The following is a 25,549-nucleotide window of genomic DNA, read 5'->3' as shown; positions in this document are numbered from 1 at the left end:
AGTACCTTAAGTTAGAATTTCACTTGGAATGATTTCGCCTGACAGGCTTTTAGAGAGCCAAAGGTTTGAGCTTCCACTTGAGTATCGCGAACTCGTTCGTCCATACTCGTTTCAAGCCAAGAAGTCACAGGTTGAGTAAACTCAATCTTGTCTTCTACTTCACCCGATTCGGCAGGGTTGTAAACACGGAGAATCAACGCATCTTCGTCTTCAGCTTTCTTAAGTACACTCAACACCGCGCCCTTTTGCTCTTTGCTTAGTAGTGAGTACGTCAAAGGCTTATCCTGTTCGCCAACGTTTAGCTTCATCGCGTTGTATGGAATCTTGTTGTAGCACTCGATAGGTGTGACATTGTCACGAGCTTCCGCCATGATGTTTGCATCGATGTGGTTCCCCGCGAAGCCAAACAGCGCAAACTCACATACGATTTTGCCGCGTGTTTGTGAATCTGGTGTTGGGATCTTGATGCCTGAAGGACGACCAGGGCGAAGCAGAAGCTCTTCTTTACCCAGTACGCCAACACCGCGCAGTAGAGTTAGAGCAAATGTATCGCGCTCTTCATTGCCTTTGCTTGAGATAACTTCAAACTCACGTAGACCATTGGTCATCAACGCCATACCACCCGTGGTGTTTTCAACAGCAGCGAAGTTCATTAGTTGGTAAACCGGTACTGGCGCTTCCTTCCATTTCTCTTCTTCCCAAACCGCCATTGCTGGATCGTTCGTTGGGCGAGTAATCAAGCCGAACTGGTTATCAGCAACGACATTTTCAGAAACGAATGGCGTTGGTACTAGAACACGAACACGGTGATCATCCGCTTGGTTATCTAGTTCCATACGAACTTCAATACGGCGAGAGCCTTGTTTCAATACTACTTGGCAATCAACATCGACGAAGCCGTTTTGGCCAGTGCGCTCTTCACGCTCTTGTAGGTTCGCGGGCACGTTCATGCGTAGTTTGATAGTTGCTACAGATTGGAAACCTTCGTGTTTAATGCTGGTTTCTGCTTTGAACTCATCTGAATACAGCAGCCATTCTTGGCGAGATGGCGAGTAATCGTACTCATCACCATCGTCTGAACCGTCTTCTACGCGAAGTACTTGGTCAAACAACATCTCTGTTTCTTTGTCGAAAACCGATAGCGTGCCGTTGTCGTTGACATTGATGCGGTAGAATTCGTTCTCTAGTAGGTAATCTTTTTGCTCAGCAACGATGTTGCTGCCCTTTGTATTGCCTTCGATATGTAGCGTGGTGTAACCCATTGCTGGTACAGCACGTTTAATTTGAATGTCATATTCAATGAACGGGTCGTAGTTTCCGTAGTGAACGATCTGACGGTCGATCTTGCCTGGGTCAATCACATGTTGATCTTGAATGTAGTATTCAACTTGGTTGCCATTTTCATCAAAGATATTGAACTCGTTTGCGCGAATCGTAATCGTTGTATTGATAACCTCTTCACGCTCATAAGGAGACAAGTTGAAGAACGCCAACTTGTCGCAACCTTCACGTGCAGGCATGTGGTCAACAATCTTACGTTTGTAGAAGTTGATTAGGTTTGATGCCATGTCGTCCGCTAGGATGTAGCGGTTTAGGATCTCAGCGTGTACTTTGTCTGAACAACAGCAACCAATCGAGTCATGAGCGTGGTTCTTCATGCTCTCTTTCCACATTTTCTCGATAAGGCCGTGGTGGTATTCAAAGCCCAGTGACCATGCGATTGATGCTAGTGGCTCGAGGATATTCACTATCTTGTTCTCAACTTCAGCATGAATCAGTTTGATGTCCATACGAGTTGAAGAGATCGTGCGGTGAACACGCATGTACTTGCCGTCATTAAATTCACCTTTGATGATATCTAGGTTGTCACGCTCTTCACGGATGCGATCGAATACCTCTTCAAAGCGGCTCATCATGAACTCGCGATCCGGGTAGACTTCACGCAGCTTATCCATTACTTCAAAGATGTCTTTTTGAATAGGCATCTGGTCGTGACCGTTTGGCAATAAGATGTCTTTCGTTACCGATGGCTTCTCTAATACTGGGAAGTATTTGTCTAAACGCGCACGCAGGCCTTCTTCGTCTTGAGGCAGATATTTACCAATTGCGTATCCCAAAGGAAGCACTTGCGCCATCACTTCTGAGCCATCGTTTGATTGCCACAGAAATTCTGTCTTATTGGTACCGTGACGCTCAGAACAGCCGCGCCAGAACATAGCAGTATCAATATCAAAGCCATTGTAGATCATAGGCAATTGCGAGCTCATTGAGAATGAATCCGGTAGATAACCGATCTTCATTGGCTCACCTAGTTCTAGGCAATCACGTAGTCCATACATCATGTTACGAACGATAGACTCACCTGAAACTTGCATAGTGTCAGTCTGAGAGTACCAAGGGCCCACGATCAACTTACCTGCTTCTGCCAGTGCTTTTACGCGCGCTTTATTCTCTGGCTTGATAGCAAAGTAATCTTCCAGCACCGCTGTTTGACCATCGAGTACGTAGTACTTGTACTCTGGGTCGTTCTCAAGACGCTGCATGATCTCTTCCATGTTGTTCACGAGAAGAATGCGCGACTCTTCAGTAGTGAAATACCATTCACGATCCCAGTGCATGTGTGGAGTAATATGAACGCGTGATGTAGTCATAGTGATTTACCTAAGTTTGCGGATTCGACACTCAAAACCGCTAATTTTTAAAATTTTCAAGGGGTTAAAACTGGCTGCCACTAAATTTAGGGTGCAAGAATCCACGCCCAGATTCTGTGTGAATAAAACGTTAGGAGCACAGAAATTAGGACAGCCAGTGTTGTTCGTTATATTTATTGAGTGAGTTAAGGAGTTAACTCAGAATTTAGTTAGTTTTGTGCTGCGGTTTGCACTTCAAACTTACCCTTTTTTACAGCGTGGCCTCGCCATACCAGAAGAGTAATTGTTGAAATAATCGTACCGATAAGTGCTGCGCCGAACCAAATTGCTGCGGCAGAGAATGCACCTAAACCAGCGTCATGAAGTAGGAAGATAGAGAAGATACCTGCACCCGGGGTTGATAGACCGATACCTGCCGCACCAATCATTGCACCTGTAACGACAGAACCCAGTAGGAACGAGCCGATAACACGGATTGGATCTTCAATCGCCATTGGAATCGCACCTTCTGTAATACCCGCTAGACCAAGTAACCAAGTAGACTTACCTGTTTCAATCTCGAAATCTTTAAACAGACGCGGAGCAATAAGAGTAGATGCTGTTACCGTGAACGCAGATACCATCTTAACCGAGCCGAAAATTGCATAAGGACCATAAACACCGTTTGCCATCGCACCTAAACAGAATGCGTAAGCCGCTTTGTTAACTGGGCCGCCCAAGTCGAACGATACGAATAGACCGATGATTGCGCCTAGTAGTAGAGCGTTAGTACCCGACATGCCGTTTAGCCAATCAGTCAAACCTTGGTTGAGCAATGCTACCGGTTTACCGATAACAAAGAGCATCAAAGAGCCCGCCACTAATGTGCCGATCACCGGGTATAGGTAGAAGGTCAGAAAGCCGTTGAATGCAGGGCTTAGGCGAACATTTTCTTTCACCCAGCGCATAACGTAACCGGCAATCAAACCACCAACAACACCACCAAGGAAACCTGAACCGATGAGGTTAGCCGCGATACCCGCTGCGAAACCCGGGCCTAATGCAGGTTTATCTGCTAGGGAGTATGCTGTGTAAGCTGCTAGTACTGGTACCATCAATGTACCTAACAAGCCACCACCTAATTTGCGGTACATCCATAACCAAGAGTCTTTGGTTGCGTACAGCTCTTGCAGGTCAAAAATTTGAGCGATAAGAACAGCGACTGCCAGAACAGTACCACCAGCAACGATTAGGGGAACAGCGTAAGAGATACCTGAAAGAAGCGCTTGCTTGAGCTCAGTTTTAAGTGGCAATTTCTTCGGCTTATCATCTGTTGCCACGGTGCGATCAGCGCCATTGCCATTTTTAGATTCATCAATCGCGTCATTTAAAATGCGCTCAGCGTGTTTAATCGGCTCTGCTACCGGAGTTTCTACTCGTGGGATACCGTTAAAGCGATCAAGCTCTTTGATTGCGACTTCGGCTGCGAAGACACAAGCAACGGCATTATTAAGCTGGTCAGCAGTTAAGCGGTCTTCGATACCATTAGCGCCCTGCTTCTCAACATGAACGTTGTAACCCAGCTTCTTACCCGCTTTTTCCAAATACTCAGCAGCCATATAGGTATGAGCGATGCCCGCAGGACAAGCAGTAACACATACAATTGTTGGCGCATTTGTATCTAAGTTGTCTTGTTTTTCTTCCGTTTGATTTTCACCATCTAATAGCGCGAAAATCTCTTCAGCAGTGGTCGCTTTCAATACGGCTTCGCGAACATCATCATCAACAAGCGTTGTGGTCAATTCAGTCAGCAGATGCATGTGGGTAGAGCCCGCTTCTGCATTTGGAATCGCGATCAAGAAGATTAGATTCACATCTTCGTCTTCATCAAGGCCTTTCCATTTCATGTCTTGCTTAAGTGTTGCAACGGCAAAACCTGCTTCTTTAACCGCGTCAGTCTTACCATGCGGTACTGCAAGGCCTTCACCAAGTGCTGTTGGGCCTTGAGCTTCACGCGCAAATACAGCATCTAGATACAGCTGTTTGTCATATAGTTTACCTTGCTGATCCAGTTGCTCAGCCAGTGCATTAATCGCTTCTTCTCGGCTGCTAAACGTAGTTTGCAGATTTACGAGCGACTTGTTAGTTAGAGTTGTAAGTTTCATAACCTTCTGTCCCATTGTCACGGATTAGTGCGACAGTTCTCCCTGCCGACGATGACAATAATACAACTTAGAGACATATGATCCGTGATCACGATCTCATGAACGCAAATTTGTATTTAATTTGTATTTTAAAGATATCTTTCGAATGTACGAGAAAGCTTGAGATGTACCATTTAATTTGTATTATAAGCACTACAGACACCCATACGATTATCACCCTAACGTGATTCAAGATTATTGGGTACCGTCAAATTACGGCATTTAACAACAAATTATTTAAGTCTAGTCGCCCTAGCGATTAATGAGGCAAAAATGGCAAGACTCCCGATGTATCGCAAAATCGCCGATGCAATCCGAGACAAAATCAAATCTGGTGAATACAAAGTTGGCGAAGCATTGCCAACCGAGGCGCAGCTCAGGGAAGTATTTTCTGTTAGTCGTGTAACCGTAAGACAAGCATTGAAGTTGCTGATCGAGAATGACGAATTAGAAAGTGTTCAAGGTAGCGGTACTTACGTTAAAGAGAACAAGATCAATTACGACATCTATCAACAATCAAGCTTCCAAGAGAAATGGGCTCACTTAGATGTAGTGACTCACAGTGATGTACTCGCATTTGAGATAAAGCCGTGTTCGCTCGCCATGTCTGAACATTTAGACATCGGTGAGGGTGAGATGGTGTTCTATGTAAAACGTGTTCGTCATATGGATAATAGCCCAATTACTGTTGAAGAAACTTGGCTGCCAGTTAACTTATTCCCAGACCTCACCTATCAGGTAATGCAGAAGTCGAAATATGACTTCATCGAGAAAACAAAGGGAATGGTGATCGATCGCAGTGAACAAGAGCTGGTCCCGGTTTTACCTCCAGCCGATGTGGCCGAACAACTCGGGATCGATCCAGCACAACCGATCATTGAAAAACGAACTCGTGGCTATTTGGCTGACGACACAGTATTTGAATACAGTCGTAACTACTTTACTTCCAACGACTACCGCTTTACTTTAGTTGCGAAGAGACAGCGTCAAGCATAGTAAGCTGTAGCTGTACCTTAATAAAAATGAGCTCTCGATCGATTCGTGGGCTCTTTTCGTTTTTATTAACGCTTAGATAGCAACATCCGCCTAATTCCTGCTGCTTCCTTTTCTAAAATCGCCTAAACGATCCTTGTTGAACCAAAAAGGCGCGTTTAATTGTGCGCCTTTGTCTTTTCTTCAACATTAAAGAGGTTTCGCAAACAATGGCTCTAACTCGTAAATGCTTTGACTGTCATAGTTTATGATGTTTTGAACTGCGCCACTGCACTGTCCATCTCATTCGCCTGTGCTGCGACTTTATCAACCTCCACCAAGCAGTGTTGAGCGGAAGCCGTATTCTGCTTAGAAATAGTGCCGAGTTCAGTAATGGAGTCGCTCACCTGGGCCATTACCGCACCTTGCTCTTCAATTGCAGAAGCTATGCGCTCTGAGTTGCCTTGAATATCTTCCATATCACTTAAAATCAGCTGTAGGCTTGAATCCAATGATTCAGAGTCGCTCAACGTGCGTTGGCCTTGAGAGTTACACTCACCAATTTCCGCCATAGAAGCTTCCATTTGACTTTGGATCGCAGACACCACGTTGGTAATTTCTGTCGTTGATTGGTGAGTACGACTTGCTAGAGCTCGAACCTCATCTGCTACAACGGCGAAGCCTCGACCTTGTTCACCTGCACGTGCAGCTTCAATTGCCGCATTAAGTGCTAGCAAGTTAGTCTGCTCAGCGATACCTTGGATGATGTTAACCGCATCACCAATCTGGTCGACATGGTGGTTCAATGAGCTAATAGAGTCTTGGCTGCTCGACAGACGTTCAGACAGCTGTGTGATATTGTTGATAGTCTCAACCACAACTTCACGACCTTTATCTGCATTAAGACGCGCTTTTTGAACGCCTTCAGCTGCAATCGCGGTACTTTCAGAGATCTCACCAATCGTTTGCACCATCTCTTGAACTGATACTGTCATTTCACTCGTGTGGTTTGCTTGAACGTCAAACTGCTTAATCACTGATTCCAGTTCATTATGCATATTTGATGTGCTTGAAGTGAGCTGCTGAGACTTCTTCTGAGATGCCGAGATAAGCTTCTCTAGCTGATCCAACAACTGATTAAAATATTCACCCAGTGAACCTAGCTCATCGTGCCCTTTCAACTCTGAGCGAATCGAAACGTCGTTCGAATCCACAATACGGCGAATAACAGACAACAGAGAGTCAATACGGCCAACAATAGAACGAACGATCACCCAACTCAACACAACAATAATGACGAGCAACGTGCCGCTTAATACTTTGTTTATAAGGTTCAACCTGTCTAGCTGTTCAGCAGTAGTATCTTTGAGCAGTGATGAAAACTCTTTAAACTGCGTTTCTACCTTATGAGAAGCAGAGCGCGCCTCGCCTAGTAAACCTTCATTGTGCTTTAGGCCAATTTTAACTCTCTGATCTACAACCTGCTGAGCTGAGTTTAAGAAGCTTACCTGAGCATTAGAGAGTAAGCTCAAATCAAGGTTGCCCTGTTCAACCAACTCATTGAATTGGTACATAGCAAGCCTCTCTTCGTCTGAAGCTCTTTCAAAGCTCACGGCCAAGTCTTCGTGGAATTGACCCAATAAGCCTTCATCATCTGATAGACCCAAAACTTGGTACGCGCCGACAAGCTCCGTAAAGCTCTTATGGTAGTCGGAGATGTCCTGTCTTAGCTGCGCTGTATTCGCGAGACTTAAATCTTCAAGAACACCCGCCAACTCGGATTCTAGGTCCTGAAACTGACGGTAGTTGTTTTCAAACTTGTCTAAGTACTTAATATCGCTTCGGAGAAGGAAATCTTTCTCGTTTCGACGCAAGTTAAGCAAACGAACTTCTAAATCTTTAGTGATCAATGTTGCTTCATGAAGCTGCTCACCGGTTTTTGTAAAATGGGAGGTGGTAAATAGTAGAGATACCATCCCTAAAATTGAGAATAGACCCAATGAAAATAGTTTATTTTTAATATTCATATAAAACATCTGATGTAAATAACGACCCTTAGTGAGAACTCTATCAACAAGGTTGGGTCATAAACGAGACCTGTAACACAGTCTTATATGTTAACAGACAGTGAATTTTCAAAAATTAAATAAATGAGAGAGTGATCGAGAATCAGTGACTACAGGTCTATTGCTACATTTTTATGACAGAGTGTCATAATTATGAAATGTAGAGGGATTTATTAGCAAAAATCTCAAAAATGAAACAAGACCGTGCTTAAAGCGTGAAATTTGGTATAAAAAAAGCGCAGGTGAAATTATGTTCTACTCAATCTCACCTGCGCATCATTTAAAAACGTCTAAGTTAAGCTGCTTTCGTTCTCAACCTGGAGAGAGTGTCCGCAGGTTTCAAATTTGCCATTCCTACATATGCCACCGGAACCAGGAACAATGAGAAGAAAGTCCCCACGGTTAAACCACCAACTAATACTAGTCCAATATTAATACGACCCAGTGAGCCCGGTCCTTCCGCCAATGCCAATGGTAATGAACCAAGGATCATCGTCAGGGACGTCATCAGAATCGGTCTCAGTCGAGAGCGTGCGCTCACCATTGCCGCTTGTTTCGCCGTCGCACCTTTCTTACGCTGCTCGTTGGCAAATTCCACCAGCAAGATACCGTGTTTGGTCACCAGACCGACCAAGGTCAACAACCCGATCTTAGAGTAGATATTTAAGCTCTGACCAAATATCGACAAGGTCAATACCGCACCAACAATACACAGTGGAACCGTAAGCAAGATGATCATCGGATCAACAAAACTCTCGAACTGCGCCGCTAAGATTAGGAAGATGAACACTAGGGCTAACACGAATAGCATCTGCGCCCCAGCACTTGAATCCACAAGATCTTTTACAATGCCGTTGAATTCATAACTCTGAGCATCTTCGAGCAACTCTGGTACGACTCGGTCGACGTAAGCTTTAACATCACTCGAGGTAAAGCCAGGCATTAAATCAGCGGTAATTTCCGCGCTGTACTGACCCATAAAGGTTTTAAAGCTCGATTCAGATGTCACTTGTTTGATCGATACAAACTGAGACAGTGGCAGTCGCTGACCAGATTCTGAATCGACATAAAGCTTATCCAACACCTTGAAGTCACCTAAAGCGTTTAGGTTAACCTGCACTTGGATTGGATAGGTATAACCATCGTCAGCTTGAAGGTCAGCCGCTTTCACGGAGCCTAAGAAAGTCGAGAGTGCATTGGTTACATTGCCATAATCCACACCAGACAGAACAATCGCATTGCGATCAATGGAAAGATCATAACGCAGCTGATCCCGTAACATTGAGTTACGCACATTGGTCACGCCTTCGTAGCTTTCTAATGCTTCAACCACTTTATGTGCCGTTTCAGATAACGCATTGATATCTCGATTCACCGTCGTCAGTTCGAGTACCATATTGGTCGCGATATTTAGATTGTCAGCAGTGCGCACTTTAAAAGACATACCATAAGCAGAAACACTGTTCTTGGCATCGGCAATAAACTCGTTCAGAAGTTCGTCTGCCGACTTATCTCGATCACCCCATGGTTTTAGCAATACGTGGTTGGTTGGTGTGCCCTCAATGTAAGACAGGTTCGCTTCAATCGCATCATTGCCTTTAAACACCGAATTGAGTTGCTTGTTGTTGTCTAGATGATACTGACGACCCACACCGGTTGGTGGTGTTGATGTTACTTCAACAAAGCCAGTATCTTCAGTCGGTAGTAATACCTGAGGCATTTTCCATACAGCGACCGCTGACAAGGCCACCATGACCAACGCTATTCCGGTCATCAGCACTTTACGTTCAAACCATTTGTTCAACTCTGCGCTGTAACGGTCTGACAAATTGTTCAGTTTTGAATCGACAACAGAGTACCATTTGGCAGGTGTAGACACCGGCTTCATTAGGTAGGCACTCATCATTGGCGATAGGGTCAACGCCACAAAACCTGAAATGATCACGGCCGCAGCTAAGGTGAAAGCGAACTGTTTGAACAAGTCAGCCGTCAGGCCCGCCATCAAACCGATAGGTAGATAAACCACGGCTAACGTCAGCGTCATCGCAATCACAGGGAACACAATCTCACGGCTCCCTTTCAACGCCGCATTCAGTGGTGTCTCGCCCTCTTCGATATGACGATAACAGTTTTCCGCAACTACAATCGCATCATCCACAACTAAGCCAATCGCGAGAATGATCGCCAATATGGTGAGAACGTTGATACTAAAACCCAATCCCCACATCACGGCAAATACACCGATTACACACACCGGAATCGTGATAATAGGAATCGAAGCGACTCGGAAAGAACCCAAGAAGATGATCACCACCGCTGATACTAGAACAACCGCCTCGACTAACGTCATGAAGCCCTGATCGATTGCTGCTTTGATGAAATCTGCTTGGTTATAGACCATCTTCATCTCGATGCCTTCTGGCAACTGAGACTGAATGTCTTCACTTTGTAATTTCACTCTGTCTGCCACCGTAACTGGGTTCTCACTCTTAAGTGGCAGTACTTGAATAGACATCGCTAACTTGTCATCAACGCGAAGGATACTTGGCGCTAGGCTCTCTTCACCCATTTGTACGTCGGCTATGTCGCCCACACGGATGATCTTGCCATTATCGACTCGGATAACAAGATCACGAACATCTTCAACGCTGGTGACTTGGTTTACGGGGTTAATAGAGAAATCGCGAACCTGACCTTTAATCGTCCCCGCAGTAAAGGTTGCATTGTACGAGCTCAGTGTACTTACAACATCAGACGCACTGATATTCAGCGCCATCATACGATCCGGTTGTAACCAAACACGCACTGCTTTTGAACTGCCACCATATGGACCCCATACGCCCCCCACACCTTGAATATGCTTAAACTGAGGCACAACTTGCTGGCTGATGTAATCAAACATCTCCTGCTTAGACATATTGCCCGAGTTAATAAAGGTAATCACATTGCTCGGCGTGCTAGTATCAGAAGAGTCATCCGTCACGGTTGGTTGATCGGTCATGCTCGGCGGAAAATCGCCAATCGCTTCAACACTACTGCGTAGATTGTTCATCAAGCCGGTGTATTCGACCTCATCAACGTCATCTTCGAACATTATCTTCAAGCTGCAGGTACCCTCTTGGCAGTCTGTCGTCATGGTTTTTACGCTATCAAGCCCCGTTGCAGCAGTAATAAGCTTGTCAGCTACGTTACGTGACATGAACTCTGCGCTGGCACCGTTGATCGCGGCAGTCACCGTGGCCGATGGCGTTTTATGTTCGGGGAAGTATTGAATAGATAACTTTTGAAAAGAGAGTAAACCAATCAATACTATGGCGATGCTAAGCACAGATGCAAACACTGGATGCTTAATGCAAATCTCAGGAAGCTTCATTGTTCACTCCTACTGTTGTCGCTTCCGTGCTGCTTTGTGGTGAGTTTTCGTTGTTTGAATCTAAAATGACTGATTCTGTCGTTGCTTGTTGATAGGTTTCTAAAGAGTTGCCTTCCGAACCCTTTTTTGCCGATGACGTGTTTTCGGGCTCATGAAGTAAATAAGCTGTCGGCCCGCCGTGTACATTTACAGAGGTTGTTGGTTCCGCTTCCGTTGGTGCAGTGTTGATGACTTTAACCAGAGAACTCTGTTTAAGATTCTGTTGACCAGTAACAACGATCTTTTCACCTAGCAGCAGTCCGTCTTCAATCACAACGTGGCCGTCGTTGGTGTTAACTCCCAATTCAACCACTCTTTGTTCAATCGTCTCGCCATTCACGACCCAAACAAAACGGGTGTTGTCTTTCGCTAGAACGGCGTTTTGAGAAATCACTAACTCCGGCTCCTCATCGCTCGTCACTTGGCTCAGTTTAGCGAACATACCTGGAACAAGGCGATGTTCTGGGTTCTTAATGTGAGCGTGAATCTCGACACGACCAGAGCTCTCATCAACGGCTGGTGCAATATAGTCCACAACCCCTTTAAACGTTTCGCCAGCAAAAGAATCGACTTCAATCGATACATCTTGACCTAGCTTCGCTGAACCTAGGTCGGACTGTCCAATTGAGTATTGAACCTCAACAGGATCAAGTTTGATCAAACTCACCAACACGTTAGAACTATCGATTCGACTTCCTACAGAGTGGCTAAAGTTAGTAAGCTGACCATCAAACGGAGCAATCAACACATAATTGTTCATTAACGCCTTTTTTTGACGGAAATCTGCGGCGGCTAAATTCGCCTGCTCCTTTAGCTCTTCAACATCTTGTTGAGACATTGAATCAGGCTGCTTTTTAAGGAGTTCTTGAACACGTTTGAGCTTTGATTTCGCCAACGCCAATGAACTCTTCGCTTTATCTAGATCCGCTTTCGCTGTGGTGTCATCAAGCTGTGCGATGACATCCCCCTTTTTTACAAAATCGCCGTCTTTAAAGTGAATTTTGAGAAGCTTTTCTGATGCACTGAATGTCAATGCGGCGGAGTCAGTGGCACGGATCTTACCTACCTCGTTAATTGATGAGGTAAAAACTTGGGTCGTCGCCTGTTCCACGGTAACGGGTACTTGATCTGTATTCTCAGCGAATGCAGAAGGCGCAGCGAGTGTAAGAAGTGTATAAGCAATTGTTTTACTAATTAGGGTCAATTTCATTACAGTAACCATAGAGCGTGCTCAATAATGAGTGCGCTAAATTGTTATACCAATCCCAGTAAGTAAATGAGCAGTGACTTACTACGATTGGTATCAGCTATCTTTAACTGAACTAGCTTCCTGCTATTAAATTCAATGCTAATAACAGCCAGTTGTGGAGAGAAAAGGCTCAACGTCACTATTGAGCCCTGTTGTATTTAAAATGTGAGACGCTAGCTTTTTCGAATTACACTAAAAACGATATTGATACTGTATACCTACTGATAGTGCGTCGGCACTGACATCAGCAGTAATGTTGCTCTGAGTTCCTGGTATCGTTGTTAAACTCTCATCGACATCATCGCTCTCACCCATCACAATTCCGACACCAAGATCGATACTGCTGTTTTGAGTCATTGCATAGCTGCCTCCCACGGTTAACCAGTTACGATTGACGTCTGGAATCGATAAAGACGTCAGGCTGTCCGTCGGTGACGCGTCGTACATGTAGCCAGTACGCAAAGTTAAATGGCTCGAAGCTGTGTAAGTTGTACCGACTGAAATATGCCCCGCATCTTCCCATTGGTACTCTTTAATGGAGCTTTCGTAAGAGTCGGATGTCAAAGAGTCAAATTCCGACCAGTTGACCCATTGAATACTGTAGTGTGCTGCCCACGATTCGTTAAGCTTGTGCCATCCAGAGAACTCGATTGTGTCTGGTAGAGGGACATTCATTTTGTCCGCAGGTACACCACCTTTCGTAATCGTGCCTTCTACCTCGATATCTGGGCTATAGCGATAAGCTAAACCAAAGCGATGATTGTCATTGAGCTGATAAGTCACACCAAGGTTTGCGCCGAGACCGACACCGTTCGCATCAATATCAACCAGACCCTTACGGTAAATTTCACCTTCACCGTAAATAACATCGATGCCACCTCCAATATTGATTTTGTCTGACAGTTCGTAAGCAATAGCTAGACCTAGGTTGACACTGGTTAGCGTAGTTTTTCCGCCAAACTCACTCGCAGCAAATGAGTCATCAAACTCGACGTTCGTTCCAAAGTTCGAATGTACCGTAGCGCCGAGAGTGAACTTACTTTCACCAAGTGGATGTACGTAATGAAAGTTAGGAACCAAAGTACCCTGGACAAGAGATTGGTCCTCTAGTATTTCAGTATCACCAACGATTGGCGTGTAACTCACGTTAGAAACATCAATCTCACTATCGATAAAAACTGCACCAACCGATAACATTGGCTCGTCAATATATGCCATCGCTGCGCTGTTTTTAGATACAACCGCCGCACTATCCGCTATCACCGCATCTCCAGAAAAAGCTCGACCTAGGCCGGTAGCGGACTGTGCATTCAATTGGAAACCCGCGGCCTGTGTAAAACAAGGCAGTAACGCAACGGTAGAGGTAATCAGAACTCGATTATTCATTGTCTGCTACCTCCGTTTCGATGTGTTCTACATTGTCAATTTCAATCGCATGACCGTCTGTCACGACCATTGATGCTACGGCTACTTGTTGGGTGTTAGTTGCATCCCATACATATGAAAGCTCTCCATGGCCGGGTAGCCCAGGCAAACCTGATTCATCCATAGTGCCCTCATACGGGAACAGATAAGTCCCGTGTCCACCTGTGGTTGCGCGAATGACACCTCGCGTCTGTTCAAGAGATTGCAAAGGTACTGGCGTCGAACCAACAATCTGTGTCAACCCAAGCGCCTTAATAAGAGGATCTGTACCGGTGCGAATATTGTCGGGAGCAAAGTTCGGAACCACACTGTCTGGCACATAATCTTCGCCTACATCGCAAGTTTCACCACAACTACCTACAGCAGCTAGCAGCAGAGTTGGTTGTTGGTTCTCTAACTGTCTTGACGTAAAGCTTGCAGGCTCTGCCCCATCAATCGTCATCTGCACACCTTGTTTGAGATCAGTTACGATCAAATCAAAGATGTCGTCTTCTAGCTGACTGACCGTAATCGCGTTCTCTTCTGATGCAGCGACAAACTCTCTTAACGCTTCAATACAAACTTGGTTGCTTGCTTCTTGAGTACACACATCAGGAATGACAGTTTCAGCAATGCTTCGCTGTACATCCGGTGACTTTTTCACCGCTTCAGACATTTCAGGGCCTAAAGTCTGAGAAGAGAGTACTAGGTTGGTTAACCCTTGCCCCGGAACAACAAAATTCACGGTATTAAAAGAAAAGTCTGAGTTGTCGTGAAAGTCTGCGCTGACCTGGCTGAACTCGCTCACCATCACCGACATAATCCCACCAAGCGAATGTCCAACTAGGTGGATTTGGTCTTTGTTGACCCATGGCGCGTCGTTCAACGCATATCGTAAGCCTAAGAAATCCGAAACTGATTGCAGCAAGTTGGAGCGCAACGCCAATGGTGAGTCGATATTGATGAAGAAAGATTTATTTGCACGCGCACTGATTTCATTATCTTCAATATCGAAACGAACACGCTCACCATGATATGGCATGTCGATAGCAACTACGGCGTAGCCTTTTTCCGTATAATCGCGCGCCATTAATGAAGCAGCAGACTTGTCCGCGGTGACACCGTGAATGAAAACGACTGTTGGTAACTGACTAACGCCATCCCAACCTGCTGGAGTATAAATATCAGTGGTGATCCTCTGAGTCTCTACAACTTCTGGTAGCGGATCCGATATGGTAGGAAAACCACCCGATGCCGTTTTCATCCATTCATACAGCGGTGGGCAAGACTCAATAGGGTCGAACTCACTAAGCCTACATTCAACTTCTCTAGACTCCGTAAAAGGCAAGTAGAATGGGATCTCCAAAGTATTTTTATAGAGATCGTATTTTTCATCATTATCTTGGACTACTGTTAACTTTAGCGAAATAAACCTCGTATTTTCATACATATGATTATTTCTCATCGCATCCAGCGTTGAATACGCGCTCTGAGTTTTAAATTGAGCCGCATACACAGGATTGCCTTCCCCTTGATATAAAGAGATGGCTTTTAATACTTGTTCTTGAAGTTCTATATTTTGGTTTACATTTTGCGGTACCAAGCCATAAAGAATATCTTTAAAACTGTCGTCAGCTTGAAGCGGTTCACCAAATTCTGTTTTAACAGCATCAATTACAACAATATAATATAATTGGCTAGGCTTTAAGCTAGCCTCACACTCTATTTTAATGTTGCTTCCGTCTGCTGATATTTGTGTATCCACTTCCTGACCAGAATCATCCATTAACACCACGTTTCCTTCTAGGCTATTCGCATCTAATGGAAATCGCTTATCAGAATTAATGCTCTGCAAAGGAATTAAAATAGGTTCGGCACATAAACCCCAACCATCTATGGCAGAATATGAATTGTTGTAGTCTTGGTAATATTCTTCGCCATTCAAAGCTAAAAGAGCTTTTCTCTCCCCGCTACCTGTAATCGTGCCGTCGTTATCATAGCCATAACCATCGTTTGGTTTCGGCAACTCTTGAATATTATATGGAACAAAAACAGACACAGGTTCTTGTGTCGTGCTCTCGTCAGATTGACAGCCAATTAGCGCCAATGCGATTAACCCGCATAGATGTGATTTTTTAAATTTAGACAAAGCATCTCCTCATTTAAGCATCTTCGTGCTCGATATCGATACGTCGGTTCATGGTTGAATTTGGAGCCGAGTCTAGCTCTCCAATTTGTTGTCAGCGATGAATGGGTAAATCGAGTCGATAACTAAAGGTGGTTGTGTCAATTCACGACCACCCGATAACAACCTCAACATAATCACTATTCAACTTGCGACGCCGATGAAACTACGTAATAGCCTTGAATGCTCAATCAGACCTACTAAATCAGCTTCACGTCCAAATGATCCAACACGCCTCCTTTTTAGGCACCTTAAACAACCTCAAACAAGTTCAAAAATGTTTATCAGAGAACATCAATTACACAAAAAGCCAAAATATATCGGTAACTTAGAGTTTTTTGATCGCCAAACATGCTCTGTTTATATATGTGCTGCCTTTTGTTATATTTCAGTAAAGGCGTTTATTAAATGAGATAAAGTATGTCCTCTGAATTCACTATCAATGATGAGATACAAGTTGATTTAAAAGAGTATGAAATTCACCACCTCAAAACAGGGCGAACCTTTACCTTAGGCTCCAATGAGGTTGAGCTGCTCAAGTTTTTCTTTAAAAATCCCAACCAAGTGATCACCCGCCAAGCTCTTATTGAGCAAGTCTGGGAATCGAAAGGCATCTATGTAGAAGACGGCAGTTTGATGCAAACCATCTCTCTGTGCCGAAAAGCACTTGAAGACAAACCTGGACTTTTAATTGTGACTGAGCGCGGCAAAGGTTATCGATTTTGTGGGCGAGTCGTTGAAGGGAAAATTGAAGTTAAAAGGGATGAAACGCATAAAATCGAACCATTAGAAGAGCAGGAAGTACAACCAAAACCAACACCTATTAAGATAATTCCAATCACGTTGGTTTTGATCATGAGTACTGTCCTATCCTATTTAGGCTTCACCTACTTTGAAAAAGTCTCGGTATCTAAAATCGTGACTACATCGCACTACCTGACCTGTAGAATTACCAGTGATCATATAAAATTTAAAGAGCTGTATAATGTCACCATGTATGAATATGAGGATAAAAATATCATTATTGACCATACGGGTAAGTCGCTTAGCTTTCCGAACGAATTTACAGGAGTAGAGTGTGAGTAAAAATAACACGCTAATTGTATTCGTAGCATTATTGGGTATCTTGCTAGGTTGGCTGGCGACAATATTTACTAGCTTTAAGCTGGAAGGCCATTATTTGGCTAACCCAGTCAATGTTATTATGCCGCCCAATGATATCATCTATAATGCCTCTTCAATTAATATTGAATTTAAACAGAATAACAGTTATGACCTTCTTTACGTCACAAATAGAGAAGTGGGATTTACATCATCAGGCACTTACAGCATTACCAGTAAGCATATTTCTTTGGACGAAGAACAGCATCAACGAATTGTTCCAGAGCGTGAGCTTGATTTTTATGAAAAGGTGATGATAAGCGAAGGCTCTGTCTTGTCGTCAGACTTCATGCCATACATTCCAATCAGTAAGGATGAGATTTTATTGATAACACCAAACTCTATGCTGCACCTGTGTAAATCAGTCGCATGTAGAGACCTTCCACACTATAAAAATGAAGTACCTAAACTGGCAGAAACGAAAGATTAATATCGCAAATTGTGAGTGAAAATAACTAAAATTCATAGGGGCTATCGCCCCTTTTTTGTTCATTTTTACCAACTCAGCCTATAGTTTCCTTAAACACCTCAACCGCGTTTTCCTACGTTACAATTCCAACCTGTGCTCAACATCTCCAACACAAGGTGATCCGTGCGATATTCTAACTCGCCGCTGATTTCTTTTATTAACATCTAAACAACACAATTTAGTCACTATTAACAACCAAAATTAACATCAAAAAAATTGTTTGTTTTAGATCATGCGAACTTCAACTTGACCTCGTGCCACAGAACAGTTTTCTGTACATTCAATGACACATTCTGAAACAGTTTCTTATATTTTTTAAACTTGATGGAGATTTCTATGTTAGAACTCTTAATTGGATTTGTGGTGACTATTGCCGTTGGCTATTTTATTGTTAAAGGCTACAAAGCAGCTGGGGTACTCCTGACCGCTGGTATCGCATTACTTCTTATCACAGGTGTGATTGGCCATACGGTTCTACCTGCGAAAGTGACATCTACGGGTAACATGGTTACTGATGCACTTGAATTTGTAAAATACATGCTGCAGTACCGTGGTGGCGGCCTAGGTATGCAGATCATGCTGCTATGTGGTTTCGCTTCGTACATGACGCACATTGGCGCAAACAATGTCGTTGTTAAACAGTTCTCAAAGCCACTGTCTGTTATCAAATCACCTTACGTGCTACTAGTGGCCGCATATATCGTGGCATGTCTAATGTCCCTTGCTGTTAGCTCAGCAACAGGTCTAGGCGTTCTATTGATGGCAACCCTATTCCCAATGATGACAGCTATGGGTATCTCACGCCCTGCTGCTGTCGCGGTATGTGCTTCACCGGCTGCAATCATTCTTTCCCCAACATCAGGTGACGTAGTTATTGCTGCGGAAAAGTCAGGGTTATCACTGGATGTATTTGCAGTTCAAACTGTGCTTCCTGTTTCTATCTGCGCAATCATCGTGATGGCTGCAGCCGCTTTTTTCTGGAACAAATACCTAGACCAGAAAGAAAACACGCCGATGGAAAAGATCGATGTATCAGAGATTGAAGCAAATGCACCCGCTTTCTATGCTGCTCTACCTTTCTTGCCGATTGCCGGTGTTTTCTTATTCAATGGCCGCACCATTCCTGGCTTGCAACTTGATATCTACACTATCGTTGTTGGCTCTATTTTTGTAGGCGCGCTTGTCGATTACGTCGTCAAGAAGTTCGATGGTGAAAAAACACTGGAAGACCTAGATTCTTGTTACCAAGGTATGGCCGAGGCGTTTAAAGGCGTAGTGATGCTGCTGGTTGCGGCTGGTGTGTTCGCACAAGGTCTGATGTCTATTGGCGCAATCGACAACTTAATTGGCTTAGCGGAAGCTGCTGGTGCCGGTGGTATCGCTCTAATGCTTATCCTAACAGGTTTAACGGTAGCAGCAGCAATCGCAACAGGCTCGGGTAATGCACCTTTCTACGCGTTCGTTGAACTTGCACCTTCATTGGCTGCGAAAATGGGACTAAACCCTGCATTCCTTATCATTCCAATGCTTCAGGCGTCTAACCTAGGCCGTACAATTTCTCCAGTGTCTGGTGTAGTTGTCGCTACCTCAGGTATGGGTAAAATCAGTCCATTTGAGGTGGTAAAACGTACCTCTGTACCTGTTATCTGTGGCCTGATTACGGTTATCTTCGGTACTTTAGTGTTAGTTCCAATGACGGCATAACGCTCCTCTTACTCAAATATCACCGACAGAAACGTTATAACCAAAAGAAACGCCAAACTCATTGAGTTTGGCGTGTTTATTTGTGCTCTTCGAAATAGGAGAAGAAGCGCTTAACCAAATAAAGATGAAGCTACTTCATCTCTCCGTATCGCTCTAAGTAAAGAACGGTTGCGGCAGTTCTAGAAGCTACTTGCAACTTCTTGAGCAAGCTCTTCATATGCACCTTAACGGTCGATTCAGAGATAAACAGCTGGTCGGCAATTTGTTTGTTTCGGTAGCCCTTGGCAACCTCTTGCAGAATCTGCATTTCACGTTCCGTCAGCTGGTCAAAAATATCTTCGCGGCTTGCAGCGTCGCTTAAGTAACTGGCTACTACACTGCTGTACGCTTTGTCTCCACTGTGCGCCTTTTTCAAAAGCTCAATCAGCTCATCCGGCTCAGTATCTTTAAGAAGGTAGCCATCAGCGCCTGCTTTAACGATAGCCTCAATGTCTGCGGGGCTGTCAGAGACAGTTAGAATCACGATGTTCGCACTAGAACCGTCAGTACGCAGTGCTTTCAATGTATCCAGCCCAGACATGCCTTTCATATTGAGATCCAACAAGATCAGGTCTGGATCTTCCTCATGAGCCATTGCGACTGCATCTGTGCCGTTGCTTGCTTCGCCGACGACTTCAAACTCATCTTCAAAGCTGAGTAACTGACTGATACCACGGCGCATCAACGGGTGGTCGTCGACCAACATTACTTTACAAATCGTCAAGATTAACTTCCTTCAAACTCTTATACTTTAGAATGACTGTACAGCCCTTACCCTTCGCTGTTTCAATCGTTAATTCGCCATTCAGCCTTGCCGCGCGCTCCTGCATTATACTCATGCCATAGTGGTTTAACTTAGCAGTACTATGGTCAAAACCATCTCCGTTATCCTTTATCACGACTAATACTTCGCCATTTTCATCGTTACAACATACATCGATCAAATCGGCATTGGCGTGTTTTATTGCATTTACAGTTGCTTCACGGATCAATTGAAGCAGGTGAACTTGGCTATGTGCGTCAAGTTCAATCGATGACAGATTGTTAGTTAGATTAATCGTGCCATCGGTTCTTTCACTGAGCTGCTCAAGCATAGTGCTCAAAGCATCTCCGAAATTACCCTCTTTGATTGATAACCTAAAGGTTGTCAACAATTCTCGCAATTGAGTATAAGCATCAGCGAGCCCATTCCCCAACTCTAGAGCAATTTGTTCTGATTGCTCTCTGTGTTTGTGCTCTGGGAGCTTTCCTATCACTCGCTTTAAGAGAGTAACTTGAATTTTTAAATAAGACAGTGACTGAGCTAGCGAGTCATGAAGCTCACGTGCAATCGTCGCACGCTCTTCCATGATAATCAGTTGCTCTGCCTGTTTTTGTGCAATGTTATAGTATACCGCACGTGAAAGTAGGCGAATAAAGTTATCAATTAGCGCTTTTGTTGAGTGCCCATGATGGTAGCAACAATACAAATAACCTAGTGTGATTTCACTGTCATCCAGCTTCATTTCAAATTTTTCGTAGTGCGAATTCTCGTCGTAACCTTCATCAAGAACAAAAGAGCGACCAGAGGTATCTAAGATCTCCAGTCTCAATGACTCAATATCTTTCAATCCCACAAGGTGCTGGAGAATAGCTCGAAAATTCTCTGGCGAGACGCGTGTAACACCCAACTCCTGAGACGAATGATACAGTGCCTGAAGAGATTGGTTCGCACTCTGTAGCTCTTTGGTTTTTGCATCAACAACATCCTCTAAGTTGCGATAAAGTGCACCTAAATCTCGCGTCATCGAGTTGAAGGTCTTGGTTAAAATCCCAAGCTCATTGTTATTTGTGACTTCCAGGTGGACTTCAAAGTCACTGTTTTTTATTCGATGGCTCGCCGCGACTAAGGCATGCAGTGGTTTAACAACTTGTTTACGAACAAAATGAACAACAAAAAGAGATATGACTAGAATCCCACCCAGTCCGATACCACCAGCCCAGGCCAATTTGATGAGCTTGTTTTCAGAAAATTCTTGAAGCTTAAACACAAAGCCATCAATTTCAGACACAAAGTTCTCAACAAGAACTAAGTAATATTGCCTGTCTGAACTATTCAGCACCTGCTTCAATTCATGCCATCGACCAATGATCAAATAGTAGTCTTCTGTGATATGCGTAGGTACGTTCCAACCGACCAGGCTAGACATCGACTCTGAGTAGAGAGATTCTTCGAACTCTCGCATATGCTCTTCGTAATTCGTTGATTGGATTTGAATATCATGAGCTAAACGGTAGCTTTGCATTCGCATTGAGCCCGCAACGTTGACCGCCTCTGCGTCATTAAGACTCGAAGCCAAAGTGAAAATTGCAAATCCTGTCGTCGCAACCGATAAAAGCAAGATAAAAAGAAGCGACTTGGCGATGGTACTCGTGAGAGATGAAACAGGTTTAATAAGCAAAAGAAAATCCCAATCGTTCGAAGGAGCTTAACGGAAATATTGTCACATATCGATATTCATAGCTCCAACCAATATGTGACCTATCACCACGTAATTTATTGATCTAAGACAATATACAACCCCATTTAGCCCTTAGGGGGTATTTATGCAAATATTTCTAAAACTACACTGCATGTGAGGATAAATGACAAGATGTTAACGAACAAACAGTCTACAATTACAACATCTTAGCAACATTTAAGGTGAGCATGTGCTAGATTTATCAAAACGGCGTCTGTTTTCTCGTAAAAAAGTAGATTCGAGCCTTATCCGATTACCTTGGATCAAAGAGTTAAACAATTTTACTGATGACTGTACTCGCTGTGGAAAGTGCATCGATAAATGCGAAACGAGCATCATTGTGTTGGGCGACGGAGGATTCCCTACTGTCGATTTCTCAATTGATGAATGCACCTTTTGTTACCAATGTGCCGATGTTTGTCCTGAACCTATTTTTAAAAGTGAACAAGAAACACCTTGGCAAGCTAAAGCGTCTATCTCAGACAAATGCTTAGCCCAAAACAATGTTGAGTGCCGCAGCTGCGGTGATATGTGTGAGCCAATGGCGATACAGTTTCAACTCAGAGCCGGTGGTGTGGCCCTACCGAAAATCGATTTAGATGAGTGTAGCGGATGTGGTGCTTGCGTAGCAGTTTGCCCGACTTCAGCTATCCTTGTGAGTAATGCATAAATAAAAATAACGAGAGCAGTTTATGTCGCTAAACGAAGTACATATTTCAAGTTTAGTCGTGCATGTGAGCCCAGAGCACCTCTCCGAGATCAAAGCAGAAATCGAGAAGTTCGATAATGCCGAGATTTATGGTGATAGCCCTGAAGGCAAGATCATCGTCGTGCTGGAAACAGAAAACCAAGGTTTTGTCACCGACACGATAGAAGCAATTAACAATATACAAAACGTTCTAGGAACCGCTTTGGTTTACCACCAAGTCGAAACAGACCTAGACGAATCAGAATTAGACACTGGAAGCAATAATTCTCAAATCGAGGGTGAAGTATGAAAATGACAAGACGTGCGTTTGTGAAAGCAAACGCGGCTGCATCAGCGGCAGCCGTTGCGGGTGTAACTCTACCAGCAACAGCAGCTAACCTGATCGCCAGCTCAGATGAAACAAAAATCACGTGGGATAAAGCGCCTTGTCGTTTTTGTGGTACGGGTTGTTCAGTACTGGTAGGTACTCAAAATGGTAAAGTGGTTGCAACTCAAGGCGACCCGGAAGCACCAGTAAACAAAGGCCTTAACTGTATCAAAGGCTACTTCCTTTCAAAAATCATGTACGGTAAGGATCGTCTAGATACGCCGCTACTTCGTATGAAAGATGGCAAATTCCATAAAGATGGTGATTTTGCGCCAGTTTCTTGGGACCAAGCTTTCGACGTAATGGCTGAAAAGTGGAAAGAAGCACTAGCTAAGAAAGGTCCAACATCTGTTGGTATGTTCGGTTCTGGTCAATGGACTGTAATGGAAGGTTACGCTGCCGCTAAAATGATGAAAGCAGGTTTCCGTTCTAACAACATCGATCCAAACGCTCGTCACTGTATGGCTTCGGCTGTAGTTGGTTTCATGCGTACTTTCGGTATCGATGAACCAATGGGTTGTTACGATGACTTCGAGCACGCAGACTCTTTTGTTCTGTGGGGGTCGAACATGGCAGAGATGCACCCTATCCTGTGGACTCGTATTACTGACCGTCGCTTAAGTCACCCACATGTAAAAGTAAACGTACTGTCTACTTACTATCACCGTTCATTTGAATTAGCAGACCAAGGTTATATCTTTAAGCCACAATCTGACCTTGCGATTGCAAACTTCATCGCTAACTACATCATCGAAAACGATGCAGTGAACTGGGACTTCGTGAACAAGCACACGAACTTCAAGCAAGCGGACACTGATATCGGTTACGGTCTACGTGATGAAGATCCACTACAACAAGCTGCAGCGAATCCAAACTCTGGCAAAATGACATCTATCTCTTTCGAGGAGTACAAGAAGTCTGTTGCACCTTACACAGTAGAAAAAGCATCTGAAATTTCTGGTGTTGAACCAGAGAAACTAATCGAACTAGCGAAGCAATACGCGGATCCAAACACGAAAGTCATGTCTCTATGGACTATGGGTATGAACCAACATACTCGTGGTGTATGGATGAACAGCCTTGTGTACAACATCCACCTATTGGTTGGTAAGATCGCAACTCCTGGTAACAGCCCATTCTCACTAACAGGTCAACCATCTGCATGTGGTACTGCTCGTGAAGTAGGTACATTTGCACACCGTCTACCAGCAGACATGGTGGTAATGAATCCTAAGCACCGTGAGTACGCAGAGAAAATTTGGGACATCCCTACTGGCGTTATCCCACCAAAACCAGGTTACCACGCGGTTCTTCAAGACCGTATGCTTAACGACGGCAAGCTAAACGCTTACTGGGTAATGTGTAACAACAACATGCAAGCGGGTCCAAACATCAACAACGAACGTCTACCGGGCTACCGTAACCCAGAGAACTTCATTGTATGTTCTGACCCATACCCAACAGCAACAGCTCAAGCAGCTGACCTGATTCTTCCTACAGCAATGTGGGTTGAGAAAGAAGGTGCTTACGGTAACGCAGAGCGTCGTACACAAGCTTGGTACCAACAAGTTCCTGCAGTTGAAGGCGCGAAGTCGGATCTATGGCAAATCATGGAATTCACTAAACGCTTCAAGATGGAAGAGATCTGGACTGAAGAGCAACTGGCTCTAGCTCCACAATGGCGTGGAAAGTCAATGTACGACATGCTTTTCCAAAACGGCAAAGTAAACAAGTACCCTCTATCTGAAGCTCAAGAGCTGAACGATGATGCAAAAGCAGCTGGTTTCTACATCCAGAAAGGTCTTTTCGAAGAGTACGCTGCGTTTGGTCGTGACCACGGACACGATCTAGCACCATACGATGTTTACCACACTGTACGTGGCCTACGTTGGCCTGTTGTTGACGGCAAAGAGACACTTTGGCGTTACAAAGAAGGCTCAGATCCATATGCGAAAGAAGGCTCAGGTTGGGACTTCTACGGTAAGCCAGATGGTAAAGCATTGATCATCTCTGCTCCGTACGAGGCGCCACCAGAAGCACCAGATTCAGAGTTCGACATGTGGCTATGTACTGGTCGTGTTCTTGAGCACTGGCACACAGGTACTATGACTCGTCGTGTTCCTGAGCTTTACAAAGCCGTTCCAGATGCGGTGTGTTACATGCACCCTGCTGATGCGAAAGCTCGTGGCGTTCGTCGTGGTGAAGAAGTTCTTATTTCTAACAAGCGCGGTGAAGTACGAGTTCGTGTTGAAACTCGCGGCCGTAACCGTCCACCACAAGGCTTGGTATTCGTACCATTCTTTGATGCGCGCATTCTAATCAACAAGCTGATTCTAGATGCAACTGACCCACTATCGAAGCAAACAGACTTCAAGAAGTGCCCAGTTAAAATCACAAAAGTCGCTTAATTAGTTAAGAATGTCAGGGCTGCAGCCTTTGTGCAGCCCGCTATAAGAATTTAGCCATTCGGCGGAGAA

16 protein-coding genes are annotated in these 25,549 nt (G+C 44.3%); 7 read left to right on the top strand and 9 right to left on the bottom strand.

The genetic code is table 11. From position 1 onward, the window contains the following. Nucleotides 1-11: 11 nt before the first annotated feature. Nucleotides 12-2,651, bottom strand: a complete 2,640-nt coding sequence (mngB, locus tag vsple_RS14555; protein WP_261883629.1) for a mannosylglycerate hydrolase — start codon at nucleotides 2,649-2,651, stop codon at nucleotides 12-14. A 209-nt stretch (nucleotides 2,652-2,860) separates the two neighbouring features. Further along, a complete protein-coding gene (mngA, locus tag vsple_RS14550; protein WP_261883628.1) occupies nucleotides 2,861-4,795 on the bottom strand; it encodes a PTS 2-O-a-mannosyl-D-glycerate transporter subunit IIABC in 1,935 nt (644 codons plus the stop codon). Between the two features lie 312 nt (nucleotides 4,796-5,107). Here mngA and vsple_RS14545 point away from each other — a divergent pair, with 312 nt between their 5' ends. Then, nucleotides 5,108-5,830: a GntR family transcriptional regulator gene (locus vsple_RS14545; RefSeq protein ID WP_032552648.1), complete on the top strand. Its 723-nt coding sequence runs from the start codon at nucleotides 5,108-5,110 to the stop codon at nucleotides 5,828-5,830. Nucleotides 5,831-6,072: 242 nt separating this feature from the next. Here vsple_RS14545 and vsple_RS14540 read toward each other — a convergent pair whose 3' ends face one another. From vsple_RS14540 to vsple_RS14520, 5 genes are all read right to left on the bottom strand, one after another. Continuing rightward, nucleotides 6,073-7,782 (bottom strand): methyl-accepting chemotaxis protein, encoded by a 1,710-nt coding sequence (locus vsple_RS14540; RefSeq protein WP_261884032.1) that lies wholly within the window; start codon nucleotides 7,780-7,782, stop codon nucleotides 6,073-6,075. A 385-nt stretch (nucleotides 7,783-8,167) separates the two neighbouring features. Continuing rightward, nucleotides 8,168-11,245, bottom strand: a complete 3,078-nt coding sequence (locus vsple_RS14535; protein ID WP_261883627.1) for an efflux RND transporter permease subunit — start codon at nucleotides 11,243-11,245, stop codon at nucleotides 8,168-8,170. Then, nucleotides 11,232-12,494 carry an efflux RND transporter periplasmic adaptor subunit gene (locus tag vsple_RS14530; RefSeq protein WP_261883626.1) on the bottom strand — a complete coding sequence of 421 codons (1,263 nt, stop codon included), beginning with the start codon at nucleotides 12,492-12,494 and terminating at the stop codon, nucleotides 11,232-11,234. Before vsple_RS14530 ends, vsple_RS14535 begins: the two co-directional genes overlap by 14 nt. A gap of 231 nt (nucleotides 12,495-12,725) precedes the next feature. Continuing rightward, a complete protein-coding gene (locus vsple_RS14525) occupies nucleotides 12,726-13,919 on the bottom strand; it encodes an outer membrane protein transport protein (protein WP_261883625.1) in 1,194 nt (397 codons plus the stop codon). Then, complete coding sequence (locus vsple_RS14520) at nucleotides 13,912-16,086, bottom strand: alpha/beta fold hydrolase (RefSeq protein ID WP_261883624.1); 2,175 nt, start codon at nucleotides 16,084-16,086, stop codon at nucleotides 13,912-13,914. The genes vsple_RS14525 and vsple_RS14520 overlap by 8 nt, the downstream gene beginning before the upstream one ends. 456 nt (nucleotides 16,087-16,542) lie before the next feature. On the opposite strand from vsple_RS14520, the gene vsple_RS14515 reads away from it, so the two are divergent. The 3 genes from vsple_RS14515 to dcuC all read left to right on the top strand — a co-directional run bounded on the left by vsple_RS14515 (nucleotide 16,543) and on the right by dcuC (nucleotide 19,456). Beyond that, on the top strand, nucleotides 16,543-17,208 hold the full coding sequence (locus vsple_RS14515; RefSeq protein WP_261883623.1) for a winged helix-turn-helix domain-containing protein: 666 nt from the start codon (nucleotides 16,543-16,545) through the stop codon (nucleotides 17,206-17,208). Next, nucleotides 17,201-17,713, top strand: coding sequence for a hypothetical protein (locus vsple_RS14510; RefSeq protein ID WP_261883622.1), 513 nt, complete (start codon nucleotides 17,201-17,203; stop codon nucleotides 17,711-17,713). The genes vsple_RS14515 and vsple_RS14510 overlap by 8 nt, the downstream gene beginning before the upstream one ends. A 375-nt stretch (nucleotides 17,714-18,088) precedes the next feature. Then, a complete protein-coding gene (gene dcuC, locus vsple_RS14505) occupies nucleotides 18,089-19,456 on the top strand; it encodes an anaerobic C4-dicarboxylate transporter DcuC (protein WP_261883621.1) in 1,368 nt (455 codons plus the stop codon). Nucleotides 19,457-19,586: 130 nt separating this feature from the next. Here dcuC and vsple_RS14500 read toward each other — a convergent pair whose 3' ends face one another. Then, nucleotides 19,587-20,219 carry a response regulator gene (locus vsple_RS14500; protein WP_255231915.1) on the bottom strand — a complete coding sequence of 211 codons (633 nt, stop codon included), beginning with the start codon at nucleotides 20,217-20,219 and terminating at the stop codon, nucleotides 19,587-19,589. After that, a complete protein-coding gene (gene narQ / locus vsple_RS14495; RefSeq protein ID WP_261883620.1) occupies nucleotides 20,206-21,936 on the bottom strand; it encodes a nitrate/nitrite two-component system sensor histidine kinase NarQ in 1,731 nt (576 codons plus the stop codon). Before narQ ends, vsple_RS14500 begins: the two co-directional genes overlap by 14 nt. 250 nt (nucleotides 21,937-22,186) lie before the next feature. Between narQ and napF the strand changes: the two genes are divergently transcribed. From napF to napA, 3 genes are read left to right on the top strand one after another with little or no spacing between them, the layout of a single operon-like run. After that, nucleotides 22,187-22,666 (top strand): ferredoxin-type protein NapF, encoded by a 480-nt coding sequence (napF, locus tag vsple_RS14490; protein ID WP_261883619.1) that lies wholly within the window; start codon nucleotides 22,187-22,189, stop codon nucleotides 22,664-22,666. A gap of 22 nt (nucleotides 22,667-22,688) precedes the next feature. Further along, a complete protein-coding gene (locus tag vsple_RS14485; protein ID WP_032552659.1) occupies nucleotides 22,689-22,994 on the top strand; it encodes a chaperone NapD in 306 nt (101 codons plus the stop codon). After that, nucleotides 22,991-25,480 carry a periplasmic nitrate reductase subunit alpha gene (gene napA, locus vsple_RS14480; RefSeq protein WP_261883618.1) on the top strand — a complete coding sequence of 830 codons (2,490 nt, stop codon included), beginning with the start codon at nucleotides 22,991-22,993 and terminating at the stop codon, nucleotides 25,478-25,480. Before vsple_RS14485 ends, napA begins: the two co-directional genes overlap by 4 nt. The last annotated feature ends 69 nt before the right edge of the window (nucleotides 25,481-25,549 follow it).

Source organism: Vibrio pelagius, assembly GCF_024347575.1.
Classification (GTDB): Bacteria; Pseudomonadota; Gammaproteobacteria; order Enterobacterales; family Vibrionaceae; genus Vibrio; species Vibrio pelagius.
Note: the sequence above shows the minus strand (reverse complement) of the source record. Positions and strands in the feature narration are given on the sequence as shown.

Coding starts and splice junctions, on each gene's coding strand:
- vsple_RS14530 (WP_261883626.1), bottom strand. CDS start 12,494: ATGAAATTGACCCTAATTAGTAAAACAATTGCTTATACACTTCTTACA.
- mngA (WP_261883628.1), bottom strand. CDS start 4,795: ATGAAACTTACAACTCTAACTAACAAGTCGCTCGTAAATCTGCAAACT.
- dcuC (WP_261883621.1), top strand. CDS start 18,089: ATGTTAGAACTCTTAATTGGATTTGTGGTGACTATTGCCGTTGGCTAT.
- vsple_RS14540 (WP_261884032.1), bottom strand. CDS start 7,782: ATGGTATCTCTACTATTTACCACCTCCCATTTTACAAAAACCGGTGAG.
- vsple_RS14545 (WP_032552648.1), top strand. CDS start 5,108: ATGGCAAGACTCCCGATGTATCGCAAAATCGCCGATGCAATCCGAGAC.
- mngB (WP_261883629.1), bottom strand. CDS start 2,651: ATGACTACATCACGCGTTCATATTACTCCACACATGCACTGGGATCGT.
- napA (WP_261883618.1), top strand. CDS start 22,991: ATGAAAATGACAAGACGTGCGTTTGTGAAAGCAAACGCGGCTGCATCA.
- vsple_RS14525 (WP_261883625.1), bottom strand. CDS start 13,919: ATGAATAATCGAGTTCTGATTACCTCTACCGTTGCGTTACTGCCTTGT.
- vsple_RS14485 (WP_032552659.1), top strand. CDS start 22,689: ATGTCGCTAAACGAAGTACATATTTCAAGTTTAGTCGTGCATGTGAGC.
- vsple_RS14515 (WP_261883623.1), top strand. CDS start 16,543: ATGTCCTCTGAATTCACTATCAATGATGAGATACAAGTTGATTTAAAA.
- vsple_RS14535 (WP_261883627.1), bottom strand. CDS start 11,245: ATGAAGCTTCCTGAGATTTGCATTAAGCATCCAGTGTTTGCATCTGTG.